At 42.8% G+C, this 22,240-nt stretch carries 23 protein-coding genes; all 23 read right to left on the minus strand.

The annotated features are described in order from the left end of the window. Window positions 1-4 precede the first annotated feature (4 nt). Window positions 5-481 carry a hypothetical protein gene (locus RBI_RS01245; RefSeq protein ID WP_051706247.1) on the minus strand — a complete coding sequence of 159 codons (477 nt, stop codon included), beginning with the start codon at window positions 479-481 and terminating at the stop codon, window positions 5-7. Window positions 482-765: 284 nt separating this feature from the next. Further along, window positions 766-1,002 carry a DUF6103 family protein gene (locus RBI_RS01250; protein WP_038670463.1) on the minus strand — a complete coding sequence of 79 codons (237 nt, stop codon included), beginning with the start codon at window positions 1,000-1,002 and terminating at the stop codon, window positions 766-768. Window positions 1,003-1,022: 20 nt separating this feature from the next. Further along, on the minus strand, window positions 1,023-2,003 hold the full coding sequence (locus RBI_RS01255; protein WP_038670465.1) for a hypothetical protein: 981 nt from the start codon (window positions 2,001-2,003) through the stop codon (window positions 1,023-1,025). 4 nt (window positions 2,004-2,007) lie between these two features. Further along, a complete protein-coding gene (locus RBI_RS01260; protein ID WP_038670466.1) occupies window positions 2,008-3,861 on the minus strand; it encodes a VirB4 family type IV secretion system protein in 1,854 nt (617 codons plus the stop codon). Then, on the minus strand, window positions 3,851-4,432 hold the full coding sequence (locus RBI_RS01265; RefSeq protein ID WP_038670469.1) for a hypothetical protein: 582 nt from the start codon (window positions 4,430-4,432) through the stop codon (window positions 3,851-3,853). The genes RBI_RS01260 and RBI_RS01265 overlap by 11 nt, the downstream gene beginning before the upstream one ends. Beyond that, the gene (locus RBI_RS01270; RefSeq protein ID WP_038670471.1) at window positions 4,433-4,699 is read right to left on the minus strand and encodes a hypothetical protein; all 267 of its coding nucleotides are present in this window, start codon (window positions 4,697-4,699) and stop codon (window positions 4,433-4,435) included. It lies immediately after the preceding gene. 360 nt (window positions 4,700-5,059) lie between these two features. Beyond that, a complete protein-coding gene (locus tag RBI_RS01275) occupies window positions 5,060-5,986 on the minus strand; it encodes a conjugal transfer protein TrbL family protein (protein ID WP_051706249.1) in 927 nt (308 codons plus the stop codon). Next, on the minus strand, window positions 5,979-6,284 hold the full coding sequence (locus RBI_RS01280; RefSeq protein ID WP_051706251.1) for a helix-turn-helix domain-containing protein: 306 nt from the start codon (window positions 6,282-6,284) through the stop codon (window positions 5,979-5,981). The genes RBI_RS01275 and RBI_RS01280 overlap by 8 nt, the downstream gene beginning before the upstream one ends. A 15-nt stretch (window positions 6,285-6,299) precedes the next feature. Further along, window positions 6,300-8,057, minus strand: coding sequence for a VirD4-like conjugal transfer protein, CD1115 family (locus RBI_RS01285; RefSeq protein ID WP_081856021.1), 1,758 nt, complete (start codon window positions 8,055-8,057; stop codon window positions 6,300-6,302). Between the two features lie 196 nt (window positions 8,058-8,253). Beyond that, a complete protein-coding gene (locus RBI_RS01290) occupies window positions 8,254-9,654 on the minus strand; it encodes a DUF3991 and toprim domain-containing protein (RefSeq protein WP_038670473.1) in 1,401 nt (466 codons plus the stop codon). 12 nt (window positions 9,655-9,666) lie between these two features. Then, window positions 9,667-10,365, minus strand: a complete 699-nt coding sequence (locus tag RBI_RS01295) for a hypothetical protein (RefSeq protein WP_038670475.1) — start codon at window positions 10,363-10,365, stop codon at window positions 9,667-9,669. A gap of 13 nt (window positions 10,366-10,378) precedes the next feature. Next, window positions 10,379-10,714: a DUF3852 domain-containing protein gene (locus tag RBI_RS01300; RefSeq protein WP_081855900.1), complete on the minus strand. Its 336-nt coding sequence runs from the start codon at window positions 10,712-10,714 to the stop codon at window positions 10,379-10,381. Beyond that, window positions 10,714-14,817 carry a SpaA isopeptide-forming pilin-related protein gene (locus RBI_RS01305; RefSeq protein WP_051706254.1) on the minus strand — a complete coding sequence of 1,368 codons (4,104 nt, stop codon included), beginning with the start codon at window positions 14,815-14,817 and terminating at the stop codon, window positions 10,714-10,716. Before RBI_RS01305 ends, RBI_RS01300 begins: the two co-directional genes overlap by 1 nt. Window positions 14,818-14,881: 64 nt before the next feature. Next, window positions 14,882-15,979, minus strand: coding sequence for a helix-turn-helix domain-containing protein (locus RBI_RS13865; protein ID WP_051706256.1), 1,098 nt, complete (start codon window positions 15,977-15,979; stop codon window positions 14,882-14,884). A gap of 132 nt (window positions 15,980-16,111) precedes the next feature. After that, the gene (locus RBI_RS01315; protein WP_038670477.1) at window positions 16,112-16,384 is read right to left on the minus strand and encodes a hypothetical protein; all 273 of its coding nucleotides are present in this window, start codon (window positions 16,382-16,384) and stop codon (window positions 16,112-16,114) included. 9 nt (window positions 16,385-16,393) lie between these two features. After that, window positions 16,394-17,200, minus strand: coding sequence for a DNA adenine methylase (locus RBI_RS01320; protein ID WP_038672891.1), 807 nt, complete (start codon window positions 17,198-17,200; stop codon window positions 16,394-16,396). A 125-nt stretch (window positions 17,201-17,325) separates the two neighbouring features. Then, on the minus strand, window positions 17,326-17,523 hold the full coding sequence (locus tag RBI_RS01325; RefSeq protein WP_022288247.1) for a hypothetical protein: 198 nt from the start codon (window positions 17,521-17,523) through the stop codon (window positions 17,326-17,328). Next, window positions 17,504-17,644, minus strand: a complete 141-nt coding sequence (locus RBI_RS14870) for a hypothetical protein (RefSeq protein ID WP_158455038.1) — start codon at window positions 17,642-17,644, stop codon at window positions 17,504-17,506. The genes RBI_RS01325 and RBI_RS14870 overlap by 20 nt, the downstream gene beginning before the upstream one ends. Beyond that, window positions 17,645-17,881 carry a hypothetical protein gene (locus tag RBI_RS01330; RefSeq protein ID WP_038670479.1) on the minus strand — a complete coding sequence of 79 codons (237 nt, stop codon included), beginning with the start codon at window positions 17,879-17,881 and terminating at the stop codon, window positions 17,645-17,647. It abuts the gene before it with no gap. After that, entirely contained in the window at window positions 17,881-18,642 is a 762-nt protein-coding gene (locus tag RBI_RS01335) for a phage antirepressor (RefSeq protein WP_038670481.1), read from the minus strand. The genes RBI_RS01330 and RBI_RS01335 overlap by 1 nt, the downstream gene beginning before the upstream one ends. Next, entirely contained in the window at window positions 18,635-19,906 is a 1,272-nt protein-coding gene (gene dcm / locus RBI_RS01340) for a DNA (cytosine-5-)-methyltransferase (protein WP_038670483.1), read from the minus strand. The genes RBI_RS01335 and dcm overlap by 8 nt, the downstream gene beginning before the upstream one ends. Before the next feature lie 58 nt (window positions 19,907-19,964). After that, window positions 19,965-20,270, minus strand: a complete 306-nt coding sequence (locus RBI_RS01345; protein ID WP_038670485.1) for a DUF4314 domain-containing protein — start codon at window positions 20,268-20,270, stop codon at window positions 19,965-19,967. Between the two features lie 443 nt (window positions 20,271-20,713). Continuing rightward, window positions 20,714-22,222, minus strand: a complete 1,509-nt coding sequence (locus tag RBI_RS01350; protein ID WP_038670487.1) for an LlaJI family restriction endonuclease — start codon at window positions 22,220-22,222, stop codon at window positions 20,714-20,716. Window positions 22,223-22,240: the final 18 nt, after the last annotated feature.

Raw genomic sequence — 22,240 nt, forward strand, 5'->3', positions numbered from 1 at the left:
TGATTTAATCTAACCGTTGATACCTCACAGCCTTCTCAAAATTAATAACACCGTTAATGCGTTTAACCTCATCTATACACATAGCCCTCAGTTTAATCATCGTATCATCATCAATCTCATGTACCGCCGCAAGCATATGAGTAACTGCACCAAGTTCAACTGCAATTTTAAATAAGGCACGGGACAACCTCTGTTCCGTGCCTTTGACTATTCCTTCCGCCATTGCCGTTAGCTGCGGGGCAATAAATTCCGTTGCCGTATGCTCCTTGTTCAAAAGATACCCGCAATAAAAACGCACAGCCTTTTCAATAAATTCCGAGCGTGATTTACAATTATCGTGCTTAAAAAGAGTGTCCACTATTTCCAAAGTTTCGGGAAAAATCTTTAGTCCAAATCTTTGCTTTTTATACTCAGATGTGACCTCGCAAACCTCTGTTTTTTCGGCTTTTTCTTCTGTATTTTTAATTTTATCCGACTGCAATTTGCAAAACCTCCATTCTATGCGACTGCACGTCAAAGTTTTCAAAACTCCGCAAATTCGGCGAGCTTTGCTCGACGATGTGTCTGTTTGGTCGCTTCAAGCGACCAAACTTTAACCTGCAATATATTAAATGCCCCTCAAACCCACCCGAAATCATCTGATTTCTTCCAATCTAATTTCTGCGACAAACGTCCCACATTCGCCCCGACTGCCTTTAGGGTAAAGTTACCCCACCCATGCTCTGAAAACGCCACACGAGGGCACACGGTGCGAACCGTGGCGAATTACTGCTCGGACAGCTTTTCCGTTTCGGCAGAAGCAGTGATCTTCTGCTTTCTCGCAGGCTTTCTATCTGACATCATATCAATAAAATCTCTCACATTCTGCGGAACGACCTTGCCGTAAAGCTGATCCGCATACTTTTCAAGCTCAGCCGCAAGAGTTGTGTTCTTCTGCTCCAGATACATTTCTATCGCCGAGAGCTTTTTCTCGTTTACATTTACCGTAACTGATTTTTTCAACCTATCACACTCCAATAAAATTAATTTTCTGATGAGCTGTCCTCATTCACACTTTGAATAGCGTCAGTCACCTCCTGAGGATAAGTCACTCCATCATAGGTACACCAACTTGTCCAGCTGCCATTTGAAACAGGCTCTTTTGTGACATAACCAACACTTTCAGAACTGTAAACAACTTCTCCGTTTCCAACATATATTCCGTGCTTACTTCCGTCGAACAATCCCAGCCCTGCGACCTTTGGCATGGTATCAAGACTTCCTTGTTCTGTGTAAATAAGAGTACTGTGATCACAACCGAACACTCTATCGGTCGGGCTGTAGTTCAGATACCCCAGCACAAGCCCTGCATTATCCGCATAACGTATCCTGTCTGTTTCATTTCTTTCACCGATAAACCCGTTCATATATCCCCAGCCTGAGATGTAAGCATTATCAGCCCAAGCCGCAAGATCAGCACAGTTTTTCGTGCTTGTATCAGTAAACATAAACGCATTTATGGTGCTGTTCATTACAAAAGTGTATGTGCGGACAAATTCGTCATAGTCAATATCCAAACCGTAAGTCGAGTTTATCGCTGAGATCAGATCGCTGTCATTCTGAGCAGTAGCAAAGAGATCAGCATATGACTCAGCATTAAAATTCTGAACATCTTCAAAGTAAGACATATATATCAGCTGAGCCTTTATGGTCTGAACCTTGACACCCTTTTCGTCCATAGCGTTTGCAATGTCATTACCTGCTGATCGGATATCATCGAGCCTTTGCCTGCTTTCACTGTCAAGAGAGCTGTAAAAATCATCGGCATTAATGTGAAGTTCAGGCACTTGAGCTTCCTCGCCGACCTCCCCAAGAGAAGAAAGCATCACCGCAGGAGCACACAGCAAAAGGAGCAGACCCACCGCAGTACTAAGCACCACAGTCATAAGCTGGCCTCGCTTTTTTTCATCACCAAGAATATATACGGCTGCCTTTTTAAGAGCCGCCGCAACTGTCGCAGACATTACATCACCTTCCTCCTACCGAACCAAACAACGCAGCCTTGTAAGCAGGAGCAATGACCTGCAGCAGATACCTCTCATTACCACACCGATACAGGCAAGTACCTCGTTCGGGATACTTGATAAGACTGTACTCTGACTCTTCCAACTGTAAGGTGTCAATGAATGCCGTCGGCGAGATATTTCCCGGATTGAACAGAAAATGATGTACAGGAATAGAAAACAGCGGCTTTGTGAACTCCTTTATCTCAGGCAGCAGAAAGTCCTCGATATTCTGACTTGCCAGAATAAACGAGGACTCTTTCTTACGCACACGTTTCATACCGTTACGAATATATTCTATCGCCGTCATATTAGTGAGGAATAAATACAGCTCATCAACTGCCGCAACAGTATTTCCTTTGCCTAAAAGCTGATCAGACATATATGACAAGATGTTGAACAGCAGAGTATCTTTCAGCCGCTTGTTCGTATCCATAAGACCCTTTACGCCGAAACAGATAAACTCACCGTCCTTGATGTTTGTTCTGCCGTTGAAATATTTCGACTCTGCACCCTTGCACATTGAGTGCAATCCCAAACAGATATTCTGCAATATTTCTTCGGTGTAGAGGTGTTTTTTAGCATTATCAAACGCCATAAATTCTTTTTCAACTAACTCATACAGGTCTGACATTACAGGATAGTCACAGCTTTCCAGCTTATCGAGATCTGTAAGATCGTCAATTCCGAAACGTGCATACAGCTTCATAAGCATTATCTCTATTGTGTCGATCTCTGCGTCTGTGAAGTCTTTGTATGCTCTGAAAAAGTCTTTTAGATAGCTGATGTGCTGACTTAAACGGGTTACTTTTCGGAATGTTTCAGGGCTGTCACCGGTTTCCTTTTCTTGATTTTCAGGGCGAGAACTTTCTGACCACGCTTTGGGCTCAAGCGGATTTATCATAAACTCGCCCGACATCATATCAATGTATGTTCCGCCAAGGTTATTGCACAGGTCCTCATATTCGTGTTCAGGGTCTAAGCACAGTATAGATTTGCCTGATTCACGCTGATTGCACAACAGCAGTTTCATAAGATAAGATTTGCCCTGACCGCTGTTGCCAAGTATCAAAATGTTCGAGTTGGTTTTGTCCTCGGTTCGCTTGTCAAAGTCAACAAGAATGTTAGTTCCAAACTTGTCACGGCCAATATATATGCCTTTTTCGTCAGTCTTACCTGAATAGTTCAGCGGATAAAGATCAGCCACAGAGCTTGCAGGCAGCACTCTTTCAAACTGACTTGCAAACACGTTATTGCCCGCAGGATGAACAGACAAGAATCCCTCTTTCTGTCGTAACAGCAGTCTGTCAACGGATATTTTGGAACGTGTCAGTTCCATTTGAATATCAGCCTGCAGTTCTTTCAGCTTATCCTCAGTACTTGCTTTTAGCTCGATAAACACGGCTGTATGCAGGAGCGGCTCTTTATTCCTTCTAAGCTCCGACAGCAGTTCTACCACATCGTCAATGTTGTTCTGAGCCTTTATGCTCTCGTTGACGTCATTTGTGGTGGTCATCATATGGTTTTTCCTCATTGCCTGCTGAACGATCTTCCTTTGCTCCATGCTTGTAACAAGTCGGTTGTAGATACGGAGCGTTACACCGTTCCTGTCCGCAAGGTGAGCAAGTATAGCCGTTTCTTCCGTACTTGGCGGATACTCCGTCACCGCCCAGCAGGACTTGTAGAAGTTTCCGCAGATGTAGTGGTCGGTGTAAAAGCGGATCACGCCCGGCATGGTGCGGTCGAAAAAGTCCTTTGCTTCCACTATCTCAAGCTGCTCATCAGACAGTTCTTTTTTCTTCTGCTTTTTAGTTCTCATTTGTTTTCGCCTCCAAATCAAATTCGGTTTCTCCCTCGATATCGGGTATCTCATCGCCTGAAATACTCGTTCCGAAATACAGTGCCAGCATACGCTTGATCTCAGGCTTAGTCATTCTCCTAGCCGCAAAACCGTGCTCCGATATTGCCTTATCCACACGATTCAGCGTGCTGAATATCTGCTCGTCCTTTTCACGTCTGAACCGCACAGCAAACATAAACTGCCTTGCCGTGGACATCTCAATCTGTATCTCATCAAGAAAATCATAGTCAGCTTGCAGCAGTTTTCTGACCGCCTCGTTCTGCTCTTTTTCAAGCCTTTTCCTGAGATGATTTTTATTGCTGTCAAAACACTCGCAGGAGTCCAATGCCAGTATTTCTAGGTCAGGTATGGTACTCAATAACATCATAAGATGATGTATTTTGACATCGATATTAGCTGCTGACAGAACAGAAATATTGGTAGGTTCTACGTTGAAAAAAGCAAGCTCGGCTTTGTCGGTCTTTACACCGAAACGAGTAAAGCGTTCAAGACCTATCAAGCCCTGAACGCTGTTTTTGTTCTTTGTCATTTAAAATTTCCTCCATAAATACAATTGCTGTGAAGTCAGAAAAAACTTCACAGCGTTAAAAATATAGTCTATGATCGAAGTTTCGTCAGCTCTCAGGCTAAGAAATGCATAAGATGTTGTTGCCGCTATGGGAAGAACGTTCCACAGATTCACAAGCACGACCACCGACAGGATCAGCCCTGTGCAGATAATGATAAAGTCACGGACGTTCCAGAACCACAGTTTGACGTTAGCTTTTAGGTTTTCGGGATAGATGTAGGTTTTCATTTTATCAGACCTCCTAAAAAAAGAACTCCGAAATTGCTTTCAGAGTTCTTGGTGAGATGCAAGGGATTCGAACCCTTGATGGCACTTATATATAATAATTTCAATAAAACATCATACTTGGTACATTCACAAGAATCATCTCAAAAGTGCCACTTATAGCCTTTCTTAGAAATGCTTTAAATCCCATATTACCGCCTCCGATAAAATCAAGATCAAATAAACTCAATATACTTACCATTAACGAAATAATATCTATTGGAATTTCCAGTGTGCTGATGCTAAAAATTGAAATTATTACTATCCAAACATATTGTACCACATTAAATCATAGAAAGCAATATAAAAATATGAATTTAAGTTTTATGCATTATGTTTCAGCATACCGACCGCTTTAGCTCCAATAGAAACCGTATGGCTAACAGACATCATATTGACTCTCACACTGGTATCCAATCCATACATCTGAGCTATCCTCGGCACTTCAGTAGCTGACAGGCAAATGCCCACTGCAATAAGAGGGTGCTGAGTGTAAGTCAGCAATCCTAGATAAAGTATCACAGTCTGCAAAAAGGCTGTAAGACAGGTCGCTATCACTTGTTTGCACCAGCTTGAAAAGCCGTCTGTAAAGCCTCTGGGAATGCCTATCATATATATACTTCCCACTGCTATCTGACACAGCATTATGCCGCCTCGCTTGATGTTCGCAAACACGACCTTTACCGTGCAGTAACCGAAAAGTATGATAAAAAACAGGCTGAAAAGTGAAACGTCAGATGCAAGAACATACAGCACAGAAAGCCCCGAATCGGCTATAGTGCTGTATGTGTCAGACAAAAACACCCCAAGCAGATCATAGGAAAATGAACCCTGCAAAGCTATGCACAGCTCGTAAAGCCGCTGTGGGACTACCGCAAAGAGAGCCGCCGCCATAAAGCCTTTTATCACATTCACACAGGTCTGCCTGATGTTAGCCGCTCCCGACTCGTATGCCATAGCAGTGTCAAAAACCGCCATGACAAGACCGCAGACAAAAAGCATCCAACCGAGAGCCTGAAACAGACTGACAAAGGTCCTCACCCAGGCAAGAGAGAACAGATCGGTTGCCGACTGATCTATGAACATAAAAAGCTCTGCCACCGCACCGTAGACCTTGTTGAAAAGCCACTCGAACATAATGTCCCACACAGCGTCGGATATTGCGTCTACCGCTCCGCCTATGGTGCTGTCCCACAAGCTTGATATCCCGTCGCCTATCCAGTCGATAGCGTCAGATATCCAATCAAACAAGCTTATCACCTCGTTTCTCGGATCGATTTGTATTAGTTATCTCTCCCTTTATGCGGTACAGAGAACTCCGCCGACCGCCTTGTGGGTGATAACGGGGGAAACGCTCTAACGATCCGCTTTCTTCAAGCTCGTTAAAAGCACGAAACACCGTGCTTTTTGAAATGCTCAGATCTTCCGCTATTCTTCTCACAGATGGAAAACATTCGCCGTTTTTGTCGGCGCGGTTTGCCAGATAGCAGTAAATGGACACAGCTTTGTGGCTAAGTCCCAAATCGTAGATCCTTCTCGGTAATATCAATAAACATCACTCCTTTTATGTCTTGACATTGGTCTTTTTCTTTGGCTCTTCCTCAAATTCCACAGGCAGCATATCTTTTTTCTTCTGAGGATATTTGATTTCAATATCACGAATAAGCTCGTCACGCTCCTTGTATGAAACATTTCTTGCGGTCTTATCGGGAAGTTTGTATTCTTCTTCAAACTTGATACCCCATTTGAAGAACAGTTTTAATTTGCTTATCATCGGGTGTGTTCCTGTTTTCATAACGATAAACTGTCCTTTAGGCATGGACTTTAATTCGTCCACAGTCATAAGCGGTCTGCCTATCATCTGCAATGACTGAGATCTGTCCCTGCCGTTTGATATAGAACCGCTTAATACCGTCTGTTCGCCCAAAGCTTTTGAAAGCACCTCTGCACTCTGGCTGTTTGGTGCAAATCCGCCGAACACAGTAAGCTGAGTGTTGTCAGTTATTATCTCCATACCCTGTTTCCCGTAGTTCTGTTCAAGCTGTGCAAAGGACTGTATTATCGCCACAATGGATATTTTTCTTGAACGTCCTGCGGAGAACATAGATTCAGCACCCTCTATCTTAGGAAAAGTTCCAAACTCGTCGCAGTAGAACATAACTCTGTTTTTAAGCTTTCCGCCGTTTTCATCTGCAATGACTAATATCTCACGGTATAGCTGTTGGATCAAAAGTGAAACCATAAAATATTTGCTCGTATCTTCTTCGGGAAGAACAATAAAAATAGCAGACTTTTCATTGCAGAACTTCTCGGCGTCTATCGCCGTTCCAAAACACAGCATTTGTTCAAGTTCAGAATCAAGAAAACTGTTGAGCCTTGAAAGTGCAGTCGACATTACAGAAAGCATAGACTGGTCGGACGCATTCAGAGCCGCTCCTGCAAGCCATTTGGCTTTGTGTTCGCTTGGAAGCTTGTCCATAAGCTTTGAAAAATACATTTTAGGTTTTGCTTTCGGGTCTGGCTGATACTTTGCCAAAAGGTCCTGTATCAGCTTGAACACCGAAACGATGTGACGTTCGTTCTTTTCGCCGAACTCCGCAAGTAAAAGAATAACGGAAGCAAGCAGACCCTCAGCCGCATCGTAGAAAAAAGCGTTTTGTCCGTAGCTGTGGCTGTCACCGCCGCCGATGTTGATTATTGTTTTTGCTGTGATCTTAGCATATTTCTCAGCCTTTGCTTTCGCTGAAAGATTGTTTTTATCGGACAGATAAATGTCCATATACTTGTTTACAAGATGCAGGATATTGTTTTCGTCTGAGCGTGTAGGGTTACGCAGATCAAGCACAGAAACATTGTAGCCGTAATACTTGCTTGCGATAGTACCATAATTTCGTGCCACATCTCCCTTTGTATCCGTCGAGATAAACGACATTCCGCTTGCACAAGCGAGTTCGATGTTAGGGTACAAGAAGTATGCGGTCTTGCCGACTCCTGCCGCTCCTATCATAAGCGTATGGACATCACCGGTATCCACAAGTGCAACAGTTTTCTTTCCTGAACCTCTGCACCCGACCACAGTTCCCTGAATAACATCTCCGTTAGAGCTTTGCGGAAGATTTTCTCCCTTACGCCATTTATCAGGCTCGAATGGCAGAGGGATAAAAGTACGTTTTATCTCAGCTTTTGTCGCCCACCTCGCAGTTCCGTGCTGTCCATTGCCGACTTTTTTTGCCTTTATTCCGTTAAGCGATTTGTTGTCAAGCAGATTTACTACCACTAAAAAGGCAATGAAAATTACAACAAGTACGCCTATTAAAAACATTTGTCTATCATTCAATTTCTCACTTCCGATCATATAATATTCTTTCTTTTGTATTTAATAAGATAGTTAGTTTGTTATCTTCAAGGTATTGCGCTGTGAGGCGGAGGGTATAGCAATAGCCGCAAACGGCTATTGCTGCAAGTTTTTCTTAGAGGACTAAGTCCTCTATTTTGCTTTACAAAACCAAAAAACTTGATCAGCTGAATTCCATACAAGGTTCGGGTTCGGGAACAATATCAATATCCTCATTCTGCTCCTGAATGGAAACGCTTAAAGTTTCCTCAACCGATAATCTGACAGCCCTATCCGCAAGCTGATACAGCAGTTTTGCCGTATTTACCGATTGCTCACGGGTACGAGCTGTTTGTCTTAGATCTTTCATTACTTCAGTAACACATTCCTGCAAATTTCTTTGCTTAGCGGCTGCTTTGCCTTTATCTGTGTACGGCTTGTACTCTGCTTTCAGCTTGGCTCTGAGCTTTGCAAACATATCCTTTTCACAGCTTTTATCAATAAAAAACGCCGAGCCTGCAAGTGCATACTCGGCGAGATATTTGTATTGTTCGTTTTTGAAGGCCGCATAGATCTGAGACGTCAGCTTATCCGGACGGCATTTGAGATACTGCAGATTTTCCGCCTGACAATGATATTCTTCCTTATGCTTGTTTGGTACAGCAGGCAAAGCATAAACGCCATTCTTCTCCTTTAGCACCTCGTTCCAATCTTTGTACGGCGGTGCAAGGCGTTTTACGTTTGAATATCCGTTCTCATTTAGGATATCCCTTAGACGGTCAGCAGCCTCGATACCGCCCTCGTCATTATCAACGCAGAGAATGACTTCTGACAGGTTAGAATGGTTCTTTAAAGCCGTTAAAACAGCATTTTCATAAACGCCGTTCATAGCGATGTAGCTGTGTTTCTGCCATTCTTTCGGATACAGCGTCAGAAAGCTCAGCATATCAATGGGAGCTTCAAATACATAAAGTCTTTTGCTTTCACCGAAATGTGCAAAGCTGTATCTTGTGTCAGAACCTTGACAAGTGATCCTGAAACTATTGCCGTAAGAATTTGTTGAACGCTTGCTTGCCTGCCTTGGAACGCCGTTCTCATCAATTCCTACAAACACGGCATTGTGATGTTCTTTATCCTCGTAAAGTGTGTGTTGCTTTGCAAAATGAGTTATGACCTCGGGAGCGATAAACCTCTGTTTTATGAGGTAGGCATAGACTCTGTGCATATTTGTGTTTGCTTGGGGCAGTCTGAACTCTTTCTTTTCTTCCTTTGCGATAGCTTTCGGCGGACTGTGGGACAGCGGAGTTACCCTCTGTCCCAGCAGTTCCTGAACGGCTGTCTGAAAGTCCATATCATAGAATTCCTGCATAAATTTTATTGCACCACCGCCAACCTGATTTTTATGGTCGAACCATTTTGACCCACGGATAGTTATACTGTCGTGCTTGCCTGAGCTGTCGTAATATATGAGCTTATGCTCTATGCCGACACGCTCAAGCTTTTCACCTCGCACACGCAGGTATTCTGCCAAGTCTACGCTGTTAGCAAGCTGTTTTTGTTCGTCTGTGAATGGAATGTAGGGCATTACATCACCGCCTTAATACTTTACATTTTCCACAAACTGACTCATCAGCTGCGAAAAACTCTGCCTCTCCATCATATCCGTACTGAGAAAAGCACCCGACACAACGGTCAGCTTGTTTTCACTCAGCACAGCGTAGGTTTCCGTGTATCCGAACTGCGTCGCCATACCATCGGATTTCTGAACAGAGCCGTACTGCTGATACTTGCCCTTTGAAACAACACTGCTTGTCATTCGGTAACTCGAAACAAAGTCATCTTCGGTGATACCGCTCATCTGTGCGGAGGTCTGTCCGAAGTAATAATCTCCGAAGTTTTCAAGGATATATTCCATATCGTGATCAAGATCACTCTGACTTAGATCAATACACAGAACATCGATCATACCGCCGCCGTTTGAGCCTTTCAAAGTAATTTTATTCACACCGTTTGAGTTATCAATTTCGTTCTCAAAGGAACTGCCTTTCATTGCTTCTGTTACCAATGCGCTTATATCTGCAAAGCATATATTTGAATCGAAAAACTCCGCAATAAAGGTATCATATTTTACCTGTTCTTCATCGACGGTACTTTCAGCCTCCGAAGAGGCAGCCGCACTTACTGTCGGAGCGGCTGTTGTGACCGTTGTCTGCTCGGCTTTGAACGGCGGCGAGATATTTCCGCAGCCTGTAAGGATCACCGCAGACAGTACGGCGAATATAAGAATATTCTTCATTTGTCATACCTCCTTACACAATGGACCAGATATACAGCGGAGCGGTAAGTGTGAATATGAGGCAGGCGAAGATTATCGCAACAGGAGTCCATTCTATCTGTCCGTGCTTGCGGTAGTCCATATACATCGCACCTATCTTCACAAACAGCAATACCGCAAGGATAACATCAAGGCACGGAAAAACAACATTGTTCACCACCGACACTATCTGCGATCTGGCTGTGTTCCAAGTGCTTGTGACCGCTCCCGCAACATCGCCCGAAGCGTAGGCGGTGGTCGTAGGCATTGCGGCAAAGCAAAAAGCCCCTGCAAATGCCGCAGCCATTCTCTTTGTTTTGGCTCTTCTCATTACACATCATTCCTTTCATTATTCTTTCTGCTTGCAAATATTAAGGACAAAAGCATTACAGAGCCGATCATAAGATAGATACATATGCCATTGTCTGGTGACACACCTGTGTGAGGGTTGTCTGTTGTGACTGTGTGAGGCGTGTCAGGCAAGCTTGGCTTAGCCTCGTCCACCATTATGACTATGGGCGTGCCGTCTTCAGCAATCACTGCCGCATCTGCATTTTCTACGGTAACATTGCCGTAAACATCAACGCTGAACTTAATGTCCGCAGCGATAACATAACCGTCGGGTGCGGCAATTTCTTTAAGCACATATTCACCCGCACCAAGCTTTGAAACAACATGATTTGTGCCGTCGGAAACCCATTCATCAACTACATTATCCTCAGAGTCAATAAGCTGCATTTCTGCGCCGATAAGTTCCTCGCCGTAAACATTGACCTTTGAGATCTCGATTGTGATTGGCTTGTTGACAGCAGTTATTTCAACCACATCGCCGTCCTCAGAAACAGTAACAGGATAGCTCTCATCACTAAAAATATATCCTGTGGGAGTTTCGATTTCATGAATAATATACTCGCCATAGGGGATTTCGTCGAACACAAAATATCCGTTTTCATCTGAAGCGGCAGTCATTACTGCAGTATCTCTGCTGAACTTCACGCAATCGGCAGTAAACAGCCCGAACACCGCATTTTCAAGAGGTTCGCTCTTGTCATCTACCTTGTGACCCTCTATCCTGCCACGCTTGAGAAGATTTACGAATTGTCCGCAGTCAATATCCACAGTCTGAATGTCCTGTCCCATATATTCGAAGTTTACAAGATACTTTTCGCCGCTGAGAACATAGTGTTCATCGGTTGCAATTTCCTGAACATAATACCTGCCGAAAGGTATCTGTACATCAAATTTTGCGGTCATATTTTCATCAAGTGAAACTTCTGAAATCATTCCGTCCGCAGGAATAACCGTACCGTCAGCGGCAGTAATATCTTCTGCGGTGAATAGCCCGAAACGAACGCTCGTATAGTAGTCCTTGCCGTAGATCCCGAACAGTTCATCACTTTCCATAACCTTAGAAAGCGATATCCTCACGCTCTGATACTCATTTTCAAAAGCTGTATTCACAGTATCTCTCACCTCAAATTCCTGCCCTGCATATGTCAGCTCAACATCTTTAGGCTTATTGTTCAACACATAACCGTATGGAGCTTTGGTCTCTCTGACCTCATACTTGCCGAGATAAAGCGGCTCGGTTTCGGCATAGCCGTTTTCGTCTGTCGTGATCTCCGAAACAACATCTCCTGCATAAGCTCTTGTTGTACCGTCGAGTGTAACGATATCCTCTACAGCGATCACCTGAAATACTGCGTCGCTGAGATCTCCGTCTGCAAACACGGGAGTGTAAGTTGTTGGATTCACGATCATTTCACCGTTTTCATTGGTGTATGCGGAGGAAGCCGTTGCCACGCTTGTGAAAATATCGCCTGTTTTCCGAACGCTGATTTTTCCTTTCTGAGCGGTGTTTTCTTTGCGGACTTTAATAACCGTCAGGGCATTTTCTTCCTCTGCGTTATCAGCAGAAACTGTGAAAGACACAGGCGTACTGTCCAGAACATAACCCACAGGAGCCTGAACCTCAACAAGCGAATATTCACCGTAGGGAAGAACTTCGGGAGTGATCAGATAGCCCTCGCTGTTTGTGTAGAAAGTGTCGATTGTGGTTGGGGTAGGGTATGCAAAAGTCATTGAGATCTTCTGACCGTTTGAATCATAGATCTCAAAGCCTGCACCCTCGTAAGGAATGGTTTTTCCCGTTTCGGAATCCACTTTTACTACCTTGATATAGCTTTTAAATTCTGCATTGTTGATGAGGTAGCGATAGGTCTGACCGTCAGCCGAAATTTTCACATCAAAATCAGCCATAAACTCAGTACCTTCCCAGCCCTTGGTCTGATGCACGGTGTAAATTCCGTATGGCATATCCTTGGTTTGTGCAAATCCGTTTTCATCGCACGTCAGGTAATCACGTTCTGTTTCAACAGCATTTGCATAAGACCCCGAAGATTTCAGATACACCTCAAATTCAGCTCCCACTTCGGGAGTTTCTATCTGAGTAGAGCCGTCATCGGAATGCTTGATCATTGCGATATTTCCCTTGATAACGTCCTCAGTCACTGTCATAGAAAGTGGGTTATGCTCAATGAAATAATTCTCAGCTTCTGCACCAACTGAGTAAACTGTTTCATCAAGCAGATAGCCCTCGCTTGGCGAAATTTCCTGAACAGTGTAGTTTCCGCAGACATACTCTTTTGTCTTGAAATATCCGTTTTCATCGGTCGTATAGGTATCTACGAGCTCGCCGTCCTTGTACAGTCCGTAAACTGCTCCTGCAAGCGTTCCATTGCCCTGTGCTGATGCTGTTTTGGAATCCTGCTTTTTCACCTCTACAGTAAATTTCTTGAGGATATTTTTGAATGTCTTAGTTGTGGTTGCGTCAGCAGTAAGAGTTGCTGTCTGATCCGCAGGAACTACATATCTTATTGGAACATTTTTCTCGGAAATGGTGTACACGATCTTCTCGTTTCTGCTGTTGTAAACGGGAATATCGGAAAGAATTGCAACACCGTCCGAACCTGTTTTAATTGTGTAGGTCTTACCGTTGCCCGTAATAGTGAACTCCCTATCACCGTTCTGATTATCCTCAGACTGCTTATTTATCTTTATCGAGCCCGTTTTAAGTTGATTGTTGAACTTTACATTCACAGTCAGATCAACATCTCCGCTTGTAAGCGTAACATTCTGAGCCTTAGGAACTTCGTATCTTGTATCTACATTGATCTCGGATACGGTGTAGGTGATCGCTTTGCCCGTAGATGTGTTGTATACCTTTAATCCGTTAAATTCGGCAACGCCGTTTGCATTGGTTTTCTTGGTGTAACTGCTGCCGTCGTTTCCTGTGACCTTGAACTCTCTGCCGCTTACGATTCCATCTTCGGCGGTCTTGTTGACCTTAATTGTGCCTCTCGTAAAATCTTCGGTCACAAATATATTTTCGTCAGCCTTTAATGCGAACACTTCTTCAGAGATACTGTAACCTGTCGGTGCGGAGATCTCCTTAACGTAATACTGCTTTTCGGGTAACTGAATGGAGCCTGTTCCGTCCTTGCCGATAGTGATCTCGCCGACCTTGTTTTTACAAGCCTTATCGGTATATACTCCGTATTTTGCAACCGTGCCGTCCACCTTGCTTGTACCTGAAATTTTAACCGTTTTGTCCGAAGCAAGAACCTTGGTTATTTCAAATTTCACATCATTTTTTGTGATCCTGAACGCCGACATATTCATAGCGGTAGCGGTCTTACCGTCAGTCTTGTTGTTGATAACAACGCCCTCAGAACCGTTTGATTCGATTCTCCAGTGTGTACCTCCTGCGCCTGTGCCGTCCCCGACTGTTTTGGAATTGATAAGACTTTCCGAAACGCCGATAGACTTAAGGTAGCTTACCACATCGTTTCTTGAATCAAATTCGCCCATATATATCCAAGCGTGATCCTCACCACTCGGATTCTGAGCGACCACCACAGAACCTGCTGTAATAACCGAACCATCAGCACACTCCCAATATGGGCGGTCTGTTGTTTTGATGTTTTTCTTTTCGACTTCAACCTTTGAAGTCTTTCCGTCGTAAGTTATGGTGCAGTTATCATTGACTGTAAGCCAATGATCTGTGTCAACAGGCACAGGGTTGTTCCATGAAAATCCCGAAGTTTTGTATCCGAGCTGTGTAAGCGTGTAGTATACAAGACCCGAACAGTCGATGCCAAGATTATTTATTGTTTCGACCGACAGCGGAGTGTACTGTCCCTGATTGTATGCGTACCAGTAGCCTTTGTTTCCAAAGGTATACGGCGAGCCGAGCAAGGTTGCCGCTTTTGCAATCACCGTATCTGCCGACGGAAAAGCTGAGTTTTCAGTCGAAGTACTTGCCGCATTCGCTGTGATAACTCCGCTCATAGATGAGCCGAGCATAGAAAAAGCGCAGAGTCCTGCCATGAACCCTGCACCGAGTTTCTTTAATATTTTCGATTTTTTGAACATAAAGTGCATTTCTCCTTTCCATTTTTGCAAAGAAAAAGAGCCGGATTTCGGCTCTTTTTTTATCTTATTTATCACAATGTTCTTTTGCTTTCAAATAGATTTCCTGAAACATCTCCGTATCTCTTATTTCATCATACACACTCCAATTCAGATAGCCCAGAAGTTCTTTGCAGCATAACGTGGGCGATGAAACACTTATGTCATACATATCATATATAAGCTTGTTTACCGCAAGCGAGGTGTATGGCTTTCTCTCAGGCAGTTCATCAACGGCAATGGAATAATTCAAGGCTTTTCTCAGATTTTCAAATGCCTCATCGTAGTCCTTTGCCCGTACTGCAACCGCAGCAATGTGAGTGCATACCAAACACATAAGCCTGTAATGGAAATTATAATCTTTATTTTCAAATATCACCTCAGATACATCAACGATCTTGTTCAGAATTTTTAACCTGTCTGTATCTTCAAGCTGCGGATCATTCTCACAGTTCACATCAGCTCTGGTAAGCAGAGAATAGCAAAGCTCCTGCAAATGAAGGATAATATTTTTCTGAGAAAGCACCATTTTTTCATCACCTGCTAAAAGAAATTCTTTGACCGTATTTTTTTCAGCAGCAGGCAACTCCTCAGCACGCTTCAACGCCTTTTCCTTGTTCCCTGCCCAATAGTAGTAATAGCATATATCCACTCTCATCCAGTCAGTGATCTTTCTGTCAGTACAATTTGCCAGAATATATTCCGCAATTTCAGCAGCCTCCGACGATCTCGTCTTGCTTGTTTCTTCGCCCTTACTCTCAAGACAAAACAAATTTGCCGCAAGCTTGGCTGACATCATATAGTTATTCGGAAATCTTTTCACCGCCTCGTGCAGCAATGCTACATTTTCCGCACGCAGACCCTTGCTCTCGTTCTCATCGACCTGTGCTAATATTTTTTCAGCCTCTTCGTTGCTGCATATTTTCTGCATACCCACCAGCTCATCAAGGGACACGCCAAATATCTGAGCAATCGAAGGCAGCATTACGATATCGGGATAACCATCTCCGCACTCCCATTTAGACACCGCCTGAAAAGACACATTCAAACGTTCAGCCAGCTGCTCCTGCGTAAGACCCTTTTCTTTACGAAGCCGTTTCAAGTTTTCACCTATAAATAAATTCATAATAACCTCCTGATATTCAAATAATATTCAACAGTACTGCTATGATTTTATTATAAAGGAGAACCGCCGAAAAATCAATAAACCGGTATTTGAATATTGTTCAACGTAAGGTTGAAATTTTCGATAATACGTTTAATTTTGTTTCAGAACCTCACTTTCACAATACTCTTTCAGCGGACAATCGCCGCAGTCATCAAACATTGCACAGGTACGCTGTATCTCCTCTTCGGATATCCCACAGTCAAAATGCTGCTTTTTCTGCTCGTCCTGCCACACGATAAGTGAAACACCGTTGCTGTCACGTTCGACCTCCACTATTACAGCATTTCCGTGCCTGTCATAAAGCCCTGAAAATTCTGTTTTGCCTTTTGCTGTTAAAACCTGTGCCAATATTATCTTCTTCATAAAAACCTCCTAATCAAAAAGCGAAAGCTGTTTGATAGCTTTCGCACGTTCGCTTGTGTCATAATTTGATATGAGCAACTCTGCATACTGACAGCCGCCGTCATACCGCTGTGCCAAATTGTTCAGCCTACTTATCTCTTCAATGTGAATGTTTGGTTTATGCCATATCTCACGGATCTCAGGGCAATCGTTATACGAAACCAAAAATCTGCCTTTGATGTCAAGCAGAGCGTCACGCAGTCTGATATGGTCTTTTGCAGTAAAACCTACGTCCTTGTAGTAATTTTCAGTCGCAAAATACGGCGGATCACAGTAAAAAAAGCTGACGGGTCTGTCATACTGCCTGATAAGCCTTTCAAAATCCTTGTTCTCAACAACTACTTTCTGTAATCTTCTTGCGGCAAGGTCGATCATAGGGAAGTCCGACCACATCGAATGTGGCTGACTTCCAAAGCTGTCAAGACCGCTTGCATAGCTGTAACGTATAAGCTGATAAAACTTAGCCGCTCTGTCAACATCACGAAATCTGCTGAACAGACCTCGCTTGTGCAGACTTGCGATCCAGTCAAAATCCTCACGGGAATTGAGGACATACCGCAACTTGTATTTCAGCTTATTCGGTTTATCCCGCACACACCGATAAAGATTTGAGAGATTTCCGTTAAAATCGTTATACACCTCAAAATCCATACCCGGCGGTTTATGAAACAGCACCCAGCCTGCTCCGCCGAAAACCTCTATATACCTTTCATAGTAAGGTGGAAATCTTGCAAGAACCTCGTCACGAAGATTCTTCTTTCCCCCTACCCATGACATAAAACTGTTCATGTTTTTCCTTTCTGCCGTTAGAACCAACAGCAGAAAAGTCGCTTTGCAAGCACCAGATTTTTGATCTGCTGTTGGCAAAACGACCTTAATAAATATTAGATTTTACGCTGTTTTCAGCCCTTGATTATCGGGTCAACATAGCTGAATATTATGCGTTTCTGTTCAAGGTAGCCGTCGGCTTTGTTTACCTCATTACACAGCTCCTTGTATTGCTTTTCCGAAAGCACAGGCTTTGTTGCTCTCAGCATTGCAGGAATATTACCCATACAGAACTTGAAGTCTACTTTCGCTTTAACTCTGTTTGTGTGCATCTTTGACCTCCTTATCAAGACGTGCGATCTCTTTTTCCGCAAACTTAAAAGCAACGGCAAGAGAACCTATCGTTGTTCCGATGATAACGCCTATCATCATTCCAATGAACAAATACGTCATTTACATCATCTCCATTTCAAAATCTTCGGTTTCTTCCTCATCAACCGAAGTAATTTCCACGTACTCGTCAATAATACTCAGCGCCTCATCATAGCTTCCCGAAGAGGTGATTCGGCTGCACATTTCCTTGGATTCATTCGACATACCATTTCTTTTCAGTGTTCTTGAAGCAATGCCCATAAGATTAAAGATATTTCCGTTCTGACCTATGAGCGGACATTTTGGCTTTTCGTACATTACGCAAGCTCCTTTCCGTAATACTTTTTCAGCAATGATATAACGAAGAGCTGCCCCTTTCCGGTCACAAACGTCTGCTGATAGGTCTTTTTCATGCCGTCAACCTCAAACACTGATTCCTTAACTGCAAAATATCCTCGGTCGATATATCTCTGATACGGCAGATTGTTTGACATAAGCACTCCCATTTCTTTCAGCCAGCGAAACAGTCTTGTTCTGCCGATATTGAAATTTTTATCAGCCGCAAGCTTTGCCATAGCATTCATATCTATGAGATCCTCGCTGTCGGCAACGTGCAGAGCGAAATCCACGAGTGGCTTATCATTTCTGATCCGTTCATTCAATTTGCTGATAAACGTCATCTGCAGACGGAAAAGATTTTTGTACGGTTCGTCGAGGAAGGGCAGGTAGTTTTCAATAAACATTTCTTCGTTTGAAACATAGCCGCCTGTTCTGCGGATAGTTGGGAGGATATCATCAAATATCCAGCTTTCAAATTTTTCAGCAGAGGGAAGTCTGGAGTGGGATATAAGGCGGTACACATCACCTTCGGATATCATTTTCATTTCCTGTGCACCGCCATTTGTAAGGAGGCGGCGTTTTACAGCCCCCTTACAATGAGCATTTATCGCATCTTTTGGCCTTCTGTACCCTAATGCCTTTGCAACATCAGAGCCGCAGAAAAGTATTTTCCCGTTTTCCTCGATAGTTCTCACCGAGCCAAACTCCTCATTCACAAATGTTTTCACCATATTATCCATTCGCATTCTCCTTATCAATGTCTAAAATATACTTTGCCAGAGCCTCAATAACATTAGTTGTCACCGCATTTCCTGCTTGCTTGTACAGCTGTGCATCGGACATTCCTGTGGCTTTCACCCTTTCAAACTGCTCATCTGTAAAGCCCTGCAGCCGCCAGCATTCCAACGGCATAAGCTTTCTGATATACCCGCAGTACACAACGCCGTGTCTGTCGGTAACGGTCAAAGTAAACATCGGCTCGTTGGGAAGTTTAAATCTTCTGCCTTGCTGACGGACTTTTTCCTTTTCGGGAGTAAGCACGGCTATCGGGTCTGTTATGAGGACAACTCCGGATTTTTCGCCTTTGTGATGACCAATACCGCTGTCCTGCCTTGCGGTGATACATCTTGCAAGCTCTGTGACTTTCGGCTCGGGATTCATATCTATCCCCAATGCGTAATATCCCTGATTACAGCTTGTTGTAAGGGTATGGGCTATCTCCTTGCCCACTCTTCCACGCCTTGAATTCATATCGGGATAGGCAAGATCTATGCTGTCGCCCGGCAAGGCAATCTGATAGCCTGTTTTGGTTTTGACCTTTATAGGCAGTCCTAAAATTTCATAAAGCCCTGTTTTTCCGCCGAAACCTCCTGCCTGGCTTGTAAGCGTTATGCTCAGTCCCTCAACGGAGTAGACTCGGTTTCCTTCCTTTCCGGGAATTCTTTGGACAAGAGTTTTTGGATTTGCTTCTGTGAAAGACAATACTTTTCCGGAACACTTTTCTCTATGAAATCCGACAATGAACACTCTTTTTCTTGACTGGGCAACTCCAAAATTTGCGCTGTTAAGCACCTGCCATTCGACATCGTACCCCAGTTCATCCAATGTACCGAGGATGGTCGCAAACGTCCTGCCGCCGTCATGCGATAACAGTCCGGGAACGTTCTCAAGCAGCAGATATTTAGGTTTTTTGACGGCAGCAATTCTGGCAATTTCAAAGAAGAGAGTTCCTCTTGCATCGTCAAAGCCGCCCCTTTTTCCAGCGATTGAAAAGCTTTGACAAGGGAATCCTCCGCAAATAAGGTCGAGATCGGGCAGTTCGTTTGGGTCAATTTTTCTTGCGTCATCGTAATACACCTCGTTTTCCGTATCATACAACGTTTCGTATGCTTTTTTAGCATACTTATCTATTTCGCAGTATCCGACGCACTGAAAGCCGCCTGCTTTTTCAAGTCCTGAGCGAAATCCGCCGATACCTGCGAAAATATCAAAATATTTTATCATTTACCACGTTCCTTTCTGCAATAAAAAAAACGGCCAAGCTTTTTTCAAAACTTGACCGTCACATTGATATATTCATTTCTTCAGATTCTTCAATATCCTCAGTTTCCGTAATTTCTTCTGTTTGCTCATCGGTCTGAGTCTGTTCCTGATCAATTTTATGGAACTTATCCACATCGGGAATAACTCCGAGCGTTCTTCCGTTATCGAATTTGCAATGGAGAGTACCTGCATCATCCACAAACTCAACCGTACAACAGGTTCCGCTTTCAATGGGACAGTAGTCGTCCATCGAGTCAACGCAGATCCTTGTTCCTTCCGGATATCTCTGTCTCAGTATTTCTACCTTGTTTTGGTTGTATATCATATTGCCTCCTGTTGAATTAATTTTTGCTCTCTTTTAATGGTATACCTGCCACATTGGAATCACCCTCTCTCTTGTGCTAACAAAAAAGACTGTTTCGTTTAACATCACATTAATTCGTGATATTAGACAAAACAGCCTTTAAAACTTTGTGAATTTTTTTCATAACAAAACGGCAGGCTCAGAGCAAAATCTGCTCAAAGTCTGCCGTTTTGTTTGACGATGTTTAATTGTTGAGGGTTCAGATCCTTTTTTAACGAAAAAGCATCTACCGTTTTACACCTGAAATTTTTACCCTCAAAACGCAAAAAAAGCTCGTAAATACGAGCTTTTCGAGGTGTGCATCTATTTTATTGCACAAGTATGAACTGTCTGTACGAAATTGACTGCGTGAGAAAAATAGATTAAGAAAGCCGCATCATGGGATTGTTATCTGATGCGGCATTTCATTGTAATTCTGATAAATTTAAATGCCGATTCCGTAAGTAATTGTCATACATTAACTGCGGATCAAGCATGCGTACTTCAACGACACCAAGACCGAGTTGTTTTAATATGTCTATTTTTACAAATCCCGGGATTTTATCTTCGCCTTTGCGTTTGGGCATCAAGAAGTAATTTCTTACTTCGCTAACCTTATATCTTTCCAATACATCTCGGTAGGCAAGATAATATAAATATTGTTTTGAAACATCTTCAACGCTCGGTTGCCCTGAAATTGAATCATCTGTCCAATTTGGACAATAGTACTTAGCATCAAGGATATAAAAAACATAGTAATCGGGATTTGCTTTGCGTTCAAAGCGCAGATAATCTGGTTTAAATGTGTCTTTTGGAATTCCGCTAGCACCTTTACGATATCTTTTCCATATAGGTTGTTTTATTAGTTCAACTAGGGTAGGGGTCTTACCCTTGAAATTTTTGTTTATCATTGAGTGATCAATGTAAGGTTCGATCTTGTTTAGAGAATCATTTTTTTGGCTTGTAAATACTTTCGCACAAACTTCTTCCCATATAGTTTCAAAAGATCGCGTACCAATAAGTTGTAGTTCATTTTCTCCAAGCAAGACTTTTCCGCTGTTGAAATATAATTTCAATGCTGTAAGCACCGAAAGTTTTCTATCATCGAATGTTTGCGATATTGTGCTTTCAAGCACATTTAAAATCTGTTCTTCATCTCCAAATGCACTCTCATCTTCATCAGAAACATAAACGGATGGAAGGCTAAAGAAATTTGTTAGCGAAGTTTTTTCTATTTCTTGAGAACATTTTGTAATAACGAACTCATGTAGACGTTTTAAATAATCGAAATCATTATTAACATTTCTGCGAGTGTATAGTTCTACATAATATGGTCTGTTGTTAGATAGTATGGGATAAGTCTCATCAATTGTTTTTTGCCAAAGGATTTCGTCGCTTCCGTTAATTTCAATTATTGTCTCATCCGTTTCGTATGCACCATTTGATGCATAATCTTCCAAAAGAAAGAGCATGACTGAAAGAAGTTTGTCTCGATTATGATTTCCTTCATCAGCAAAAAGGTCTATGTTATAGATATCCTGTTTTGATTTCTCTCTACTGTACTTTTCAATTACTCTAAGAACCTGTGCCAATTCTCTTTGCGGATTATATGAAGGGAGCTTTTGGTTTTCACCAATATATTTTGGGTACACATAAATAAGCCTATTATGACAGATAACTATACCAACAAATGTAAATTTATATACCGCATTTAAATAGGTTTTGTCATTATAATTATTGAAATCAACATCTTCGTCTTCATCGACATCATTATCCAATTTGCTCTTGAGTTTTATGATTTTTCGTGCAAGTAAATCCTTAACGAATCTAACAAAACTATCTTCATCACTTTCAAATGAAAACATATTCTTGCTTCTTAGATCGGTAGCAGGATATAGCCAGTCCTCTCTAACGTAAGCGGATATAATACTCATAAGACTATACCTCTACAG

The organism is Ruminococcus bicirculans (ex Wegman et al. 2014) (genome assembly GCF_000723465.1).
Lineage (GTDB): Bacteria > Bacillota > Clostridia > Oscillospirales > Ruminococcaceae > Hominimerdicola > Hominimerdicola aceti.

Excerpts from the sequence above, each read along its gene's own strand:
- RBI_RS01260 (WP_038670466.1), bottom strand. The coding sequence starts at position 3,861 with ATGAGAACTAAAAAGCAGAAGAAAAAAGAACTGTCTGATGAGCAGCTT.
- RBI_RS01290 (WP_038670473.1), bottom strand. The coding sequence starts at position 9,654 with ATGCCCTACATTCCATTCACAGACGAACAAAAACAGCTTGCTAACAGC.
- RBI_RS01350 (WP_038670487.1), bottom strand. The coding sequence starts at position 22,222 with ATGAGTATTATATCCGCTTACGTTAGAGAGGACTGGCTATATCCTGCT.
- RBI_RS01330 (WP_038670479.1), bottom strand. The coding sequence starts at position 17,881 with ATGTACGAAAAGCCAAAATGTCCGCTCATAGGTCAGAACGGAAATATC.
- RBI_RS01270 (WP_038670471.1), bottom strand. The coding sequence starts at position 4,699 with ATGAAAACCTACATCTATCCCGAAAACCTAAAAGCTAACGTCAAACTG.
- RBI_RS01325 (WP_022288247.1), bottom strand. The coding sequence starts at position 17,523 with ATGCACACAAACAGAGTTAAAGCGAAAGTAGACTTCAAGTTCTGTATG.
- RBI_RS01295 (WP_038670475.1), bottom strand. The coding sequence starts at position 10,365 with ATGAAGAATATTCTTATATTCGCCGTACTGTCTGCGGTGATCCTTACA.
- dcm (WP_038670483.1), bottom strand. The coding sequence starts at position 19,906 with ATGATAAAATATTTTGATATTTTCGCAGGTATCGGCGGATTTCGCTCA.
- RBI_RS01345 (WP_038670485.1), bottom strand. The coding sequence starts at position 20,270 with ATGATATACAACCAAAACAAGGTAGAAATACTGAGACAGAGATATCCG.
- RBI_RS01265 (WP_038670469.1), bottom strand. The coding sequence starts at position 4,432 with ATGACAAAGAACAAAAACAGCGTTCAGGGCTTGATAGGTCTTGAACGC.
- RBI_RS01315 (WP_038670477.1), bottom strand. The coding sequence starts at position 16,384 with ATGAAGAAGATAATATTGGCACAGGTTTTAACAGCAAAAGGCAAAACA.
- RBI_RS01320 (WP_038672891.1), bottom strand. The coding sequence starts at position 17,200 with ATGTCATGGGTAGGGGGAAAGAAGAATCTTCGTGACGAGGTTCTTGCA.
- RBI_RS14870 (WP_158455038.1), bottom strand. The coding sequence starts at position 17,644 with ATGACGTATTTGTTCATTGGAATGATGATAGGCGTTATCATCGGAACA.
- RBI_RS01335 (WP_038670481.1), bottom strand. The coding sequence starts at position 18,642 with ATGGATAATATGGTGAAAACATTTGTGAATGAGGAGTTTGGCTCGGTG.
- RBI_RS01305 (WP_051706254.1), bottom strand. The coding sequence starts at position 14,817 with ATGTTCAAAAAATCGAAAATATTAAAGAAACTCGGTGCAGGGTTCATG.
- RBI_RS01255 (WP_038670465.1), bottom strand. The coding sequence starts at position 2,003 with ATGTCTGCGACAGTTGCGGCGGCTCTTAAAAAGGCAGCCGTATATATT.
- RBI_RS13865 (WP_051706256.1), bottom strand. The coding sequence starts at position 15,979 with ATGAATTTATTTATAGGTGAAAACTTGAAACGGCTTCGTAAAGAAAAG.
- RBI_RS01285 (WP_081856021.1), bottom strand. The coding sequence starts at position 8,057 with ATGTTTTTAATAGGCGTACTTGTTGTAATTTTCATTGCCTTTTTAGTG.
- RBI_RS01300 (WP_081855900.1), bottom strand. The coding sequence starts at position 10,714 with ATGAGAAGAGCCAAAACAAAGAGAATGGCTGCGGCATTTGCAGGGGCT.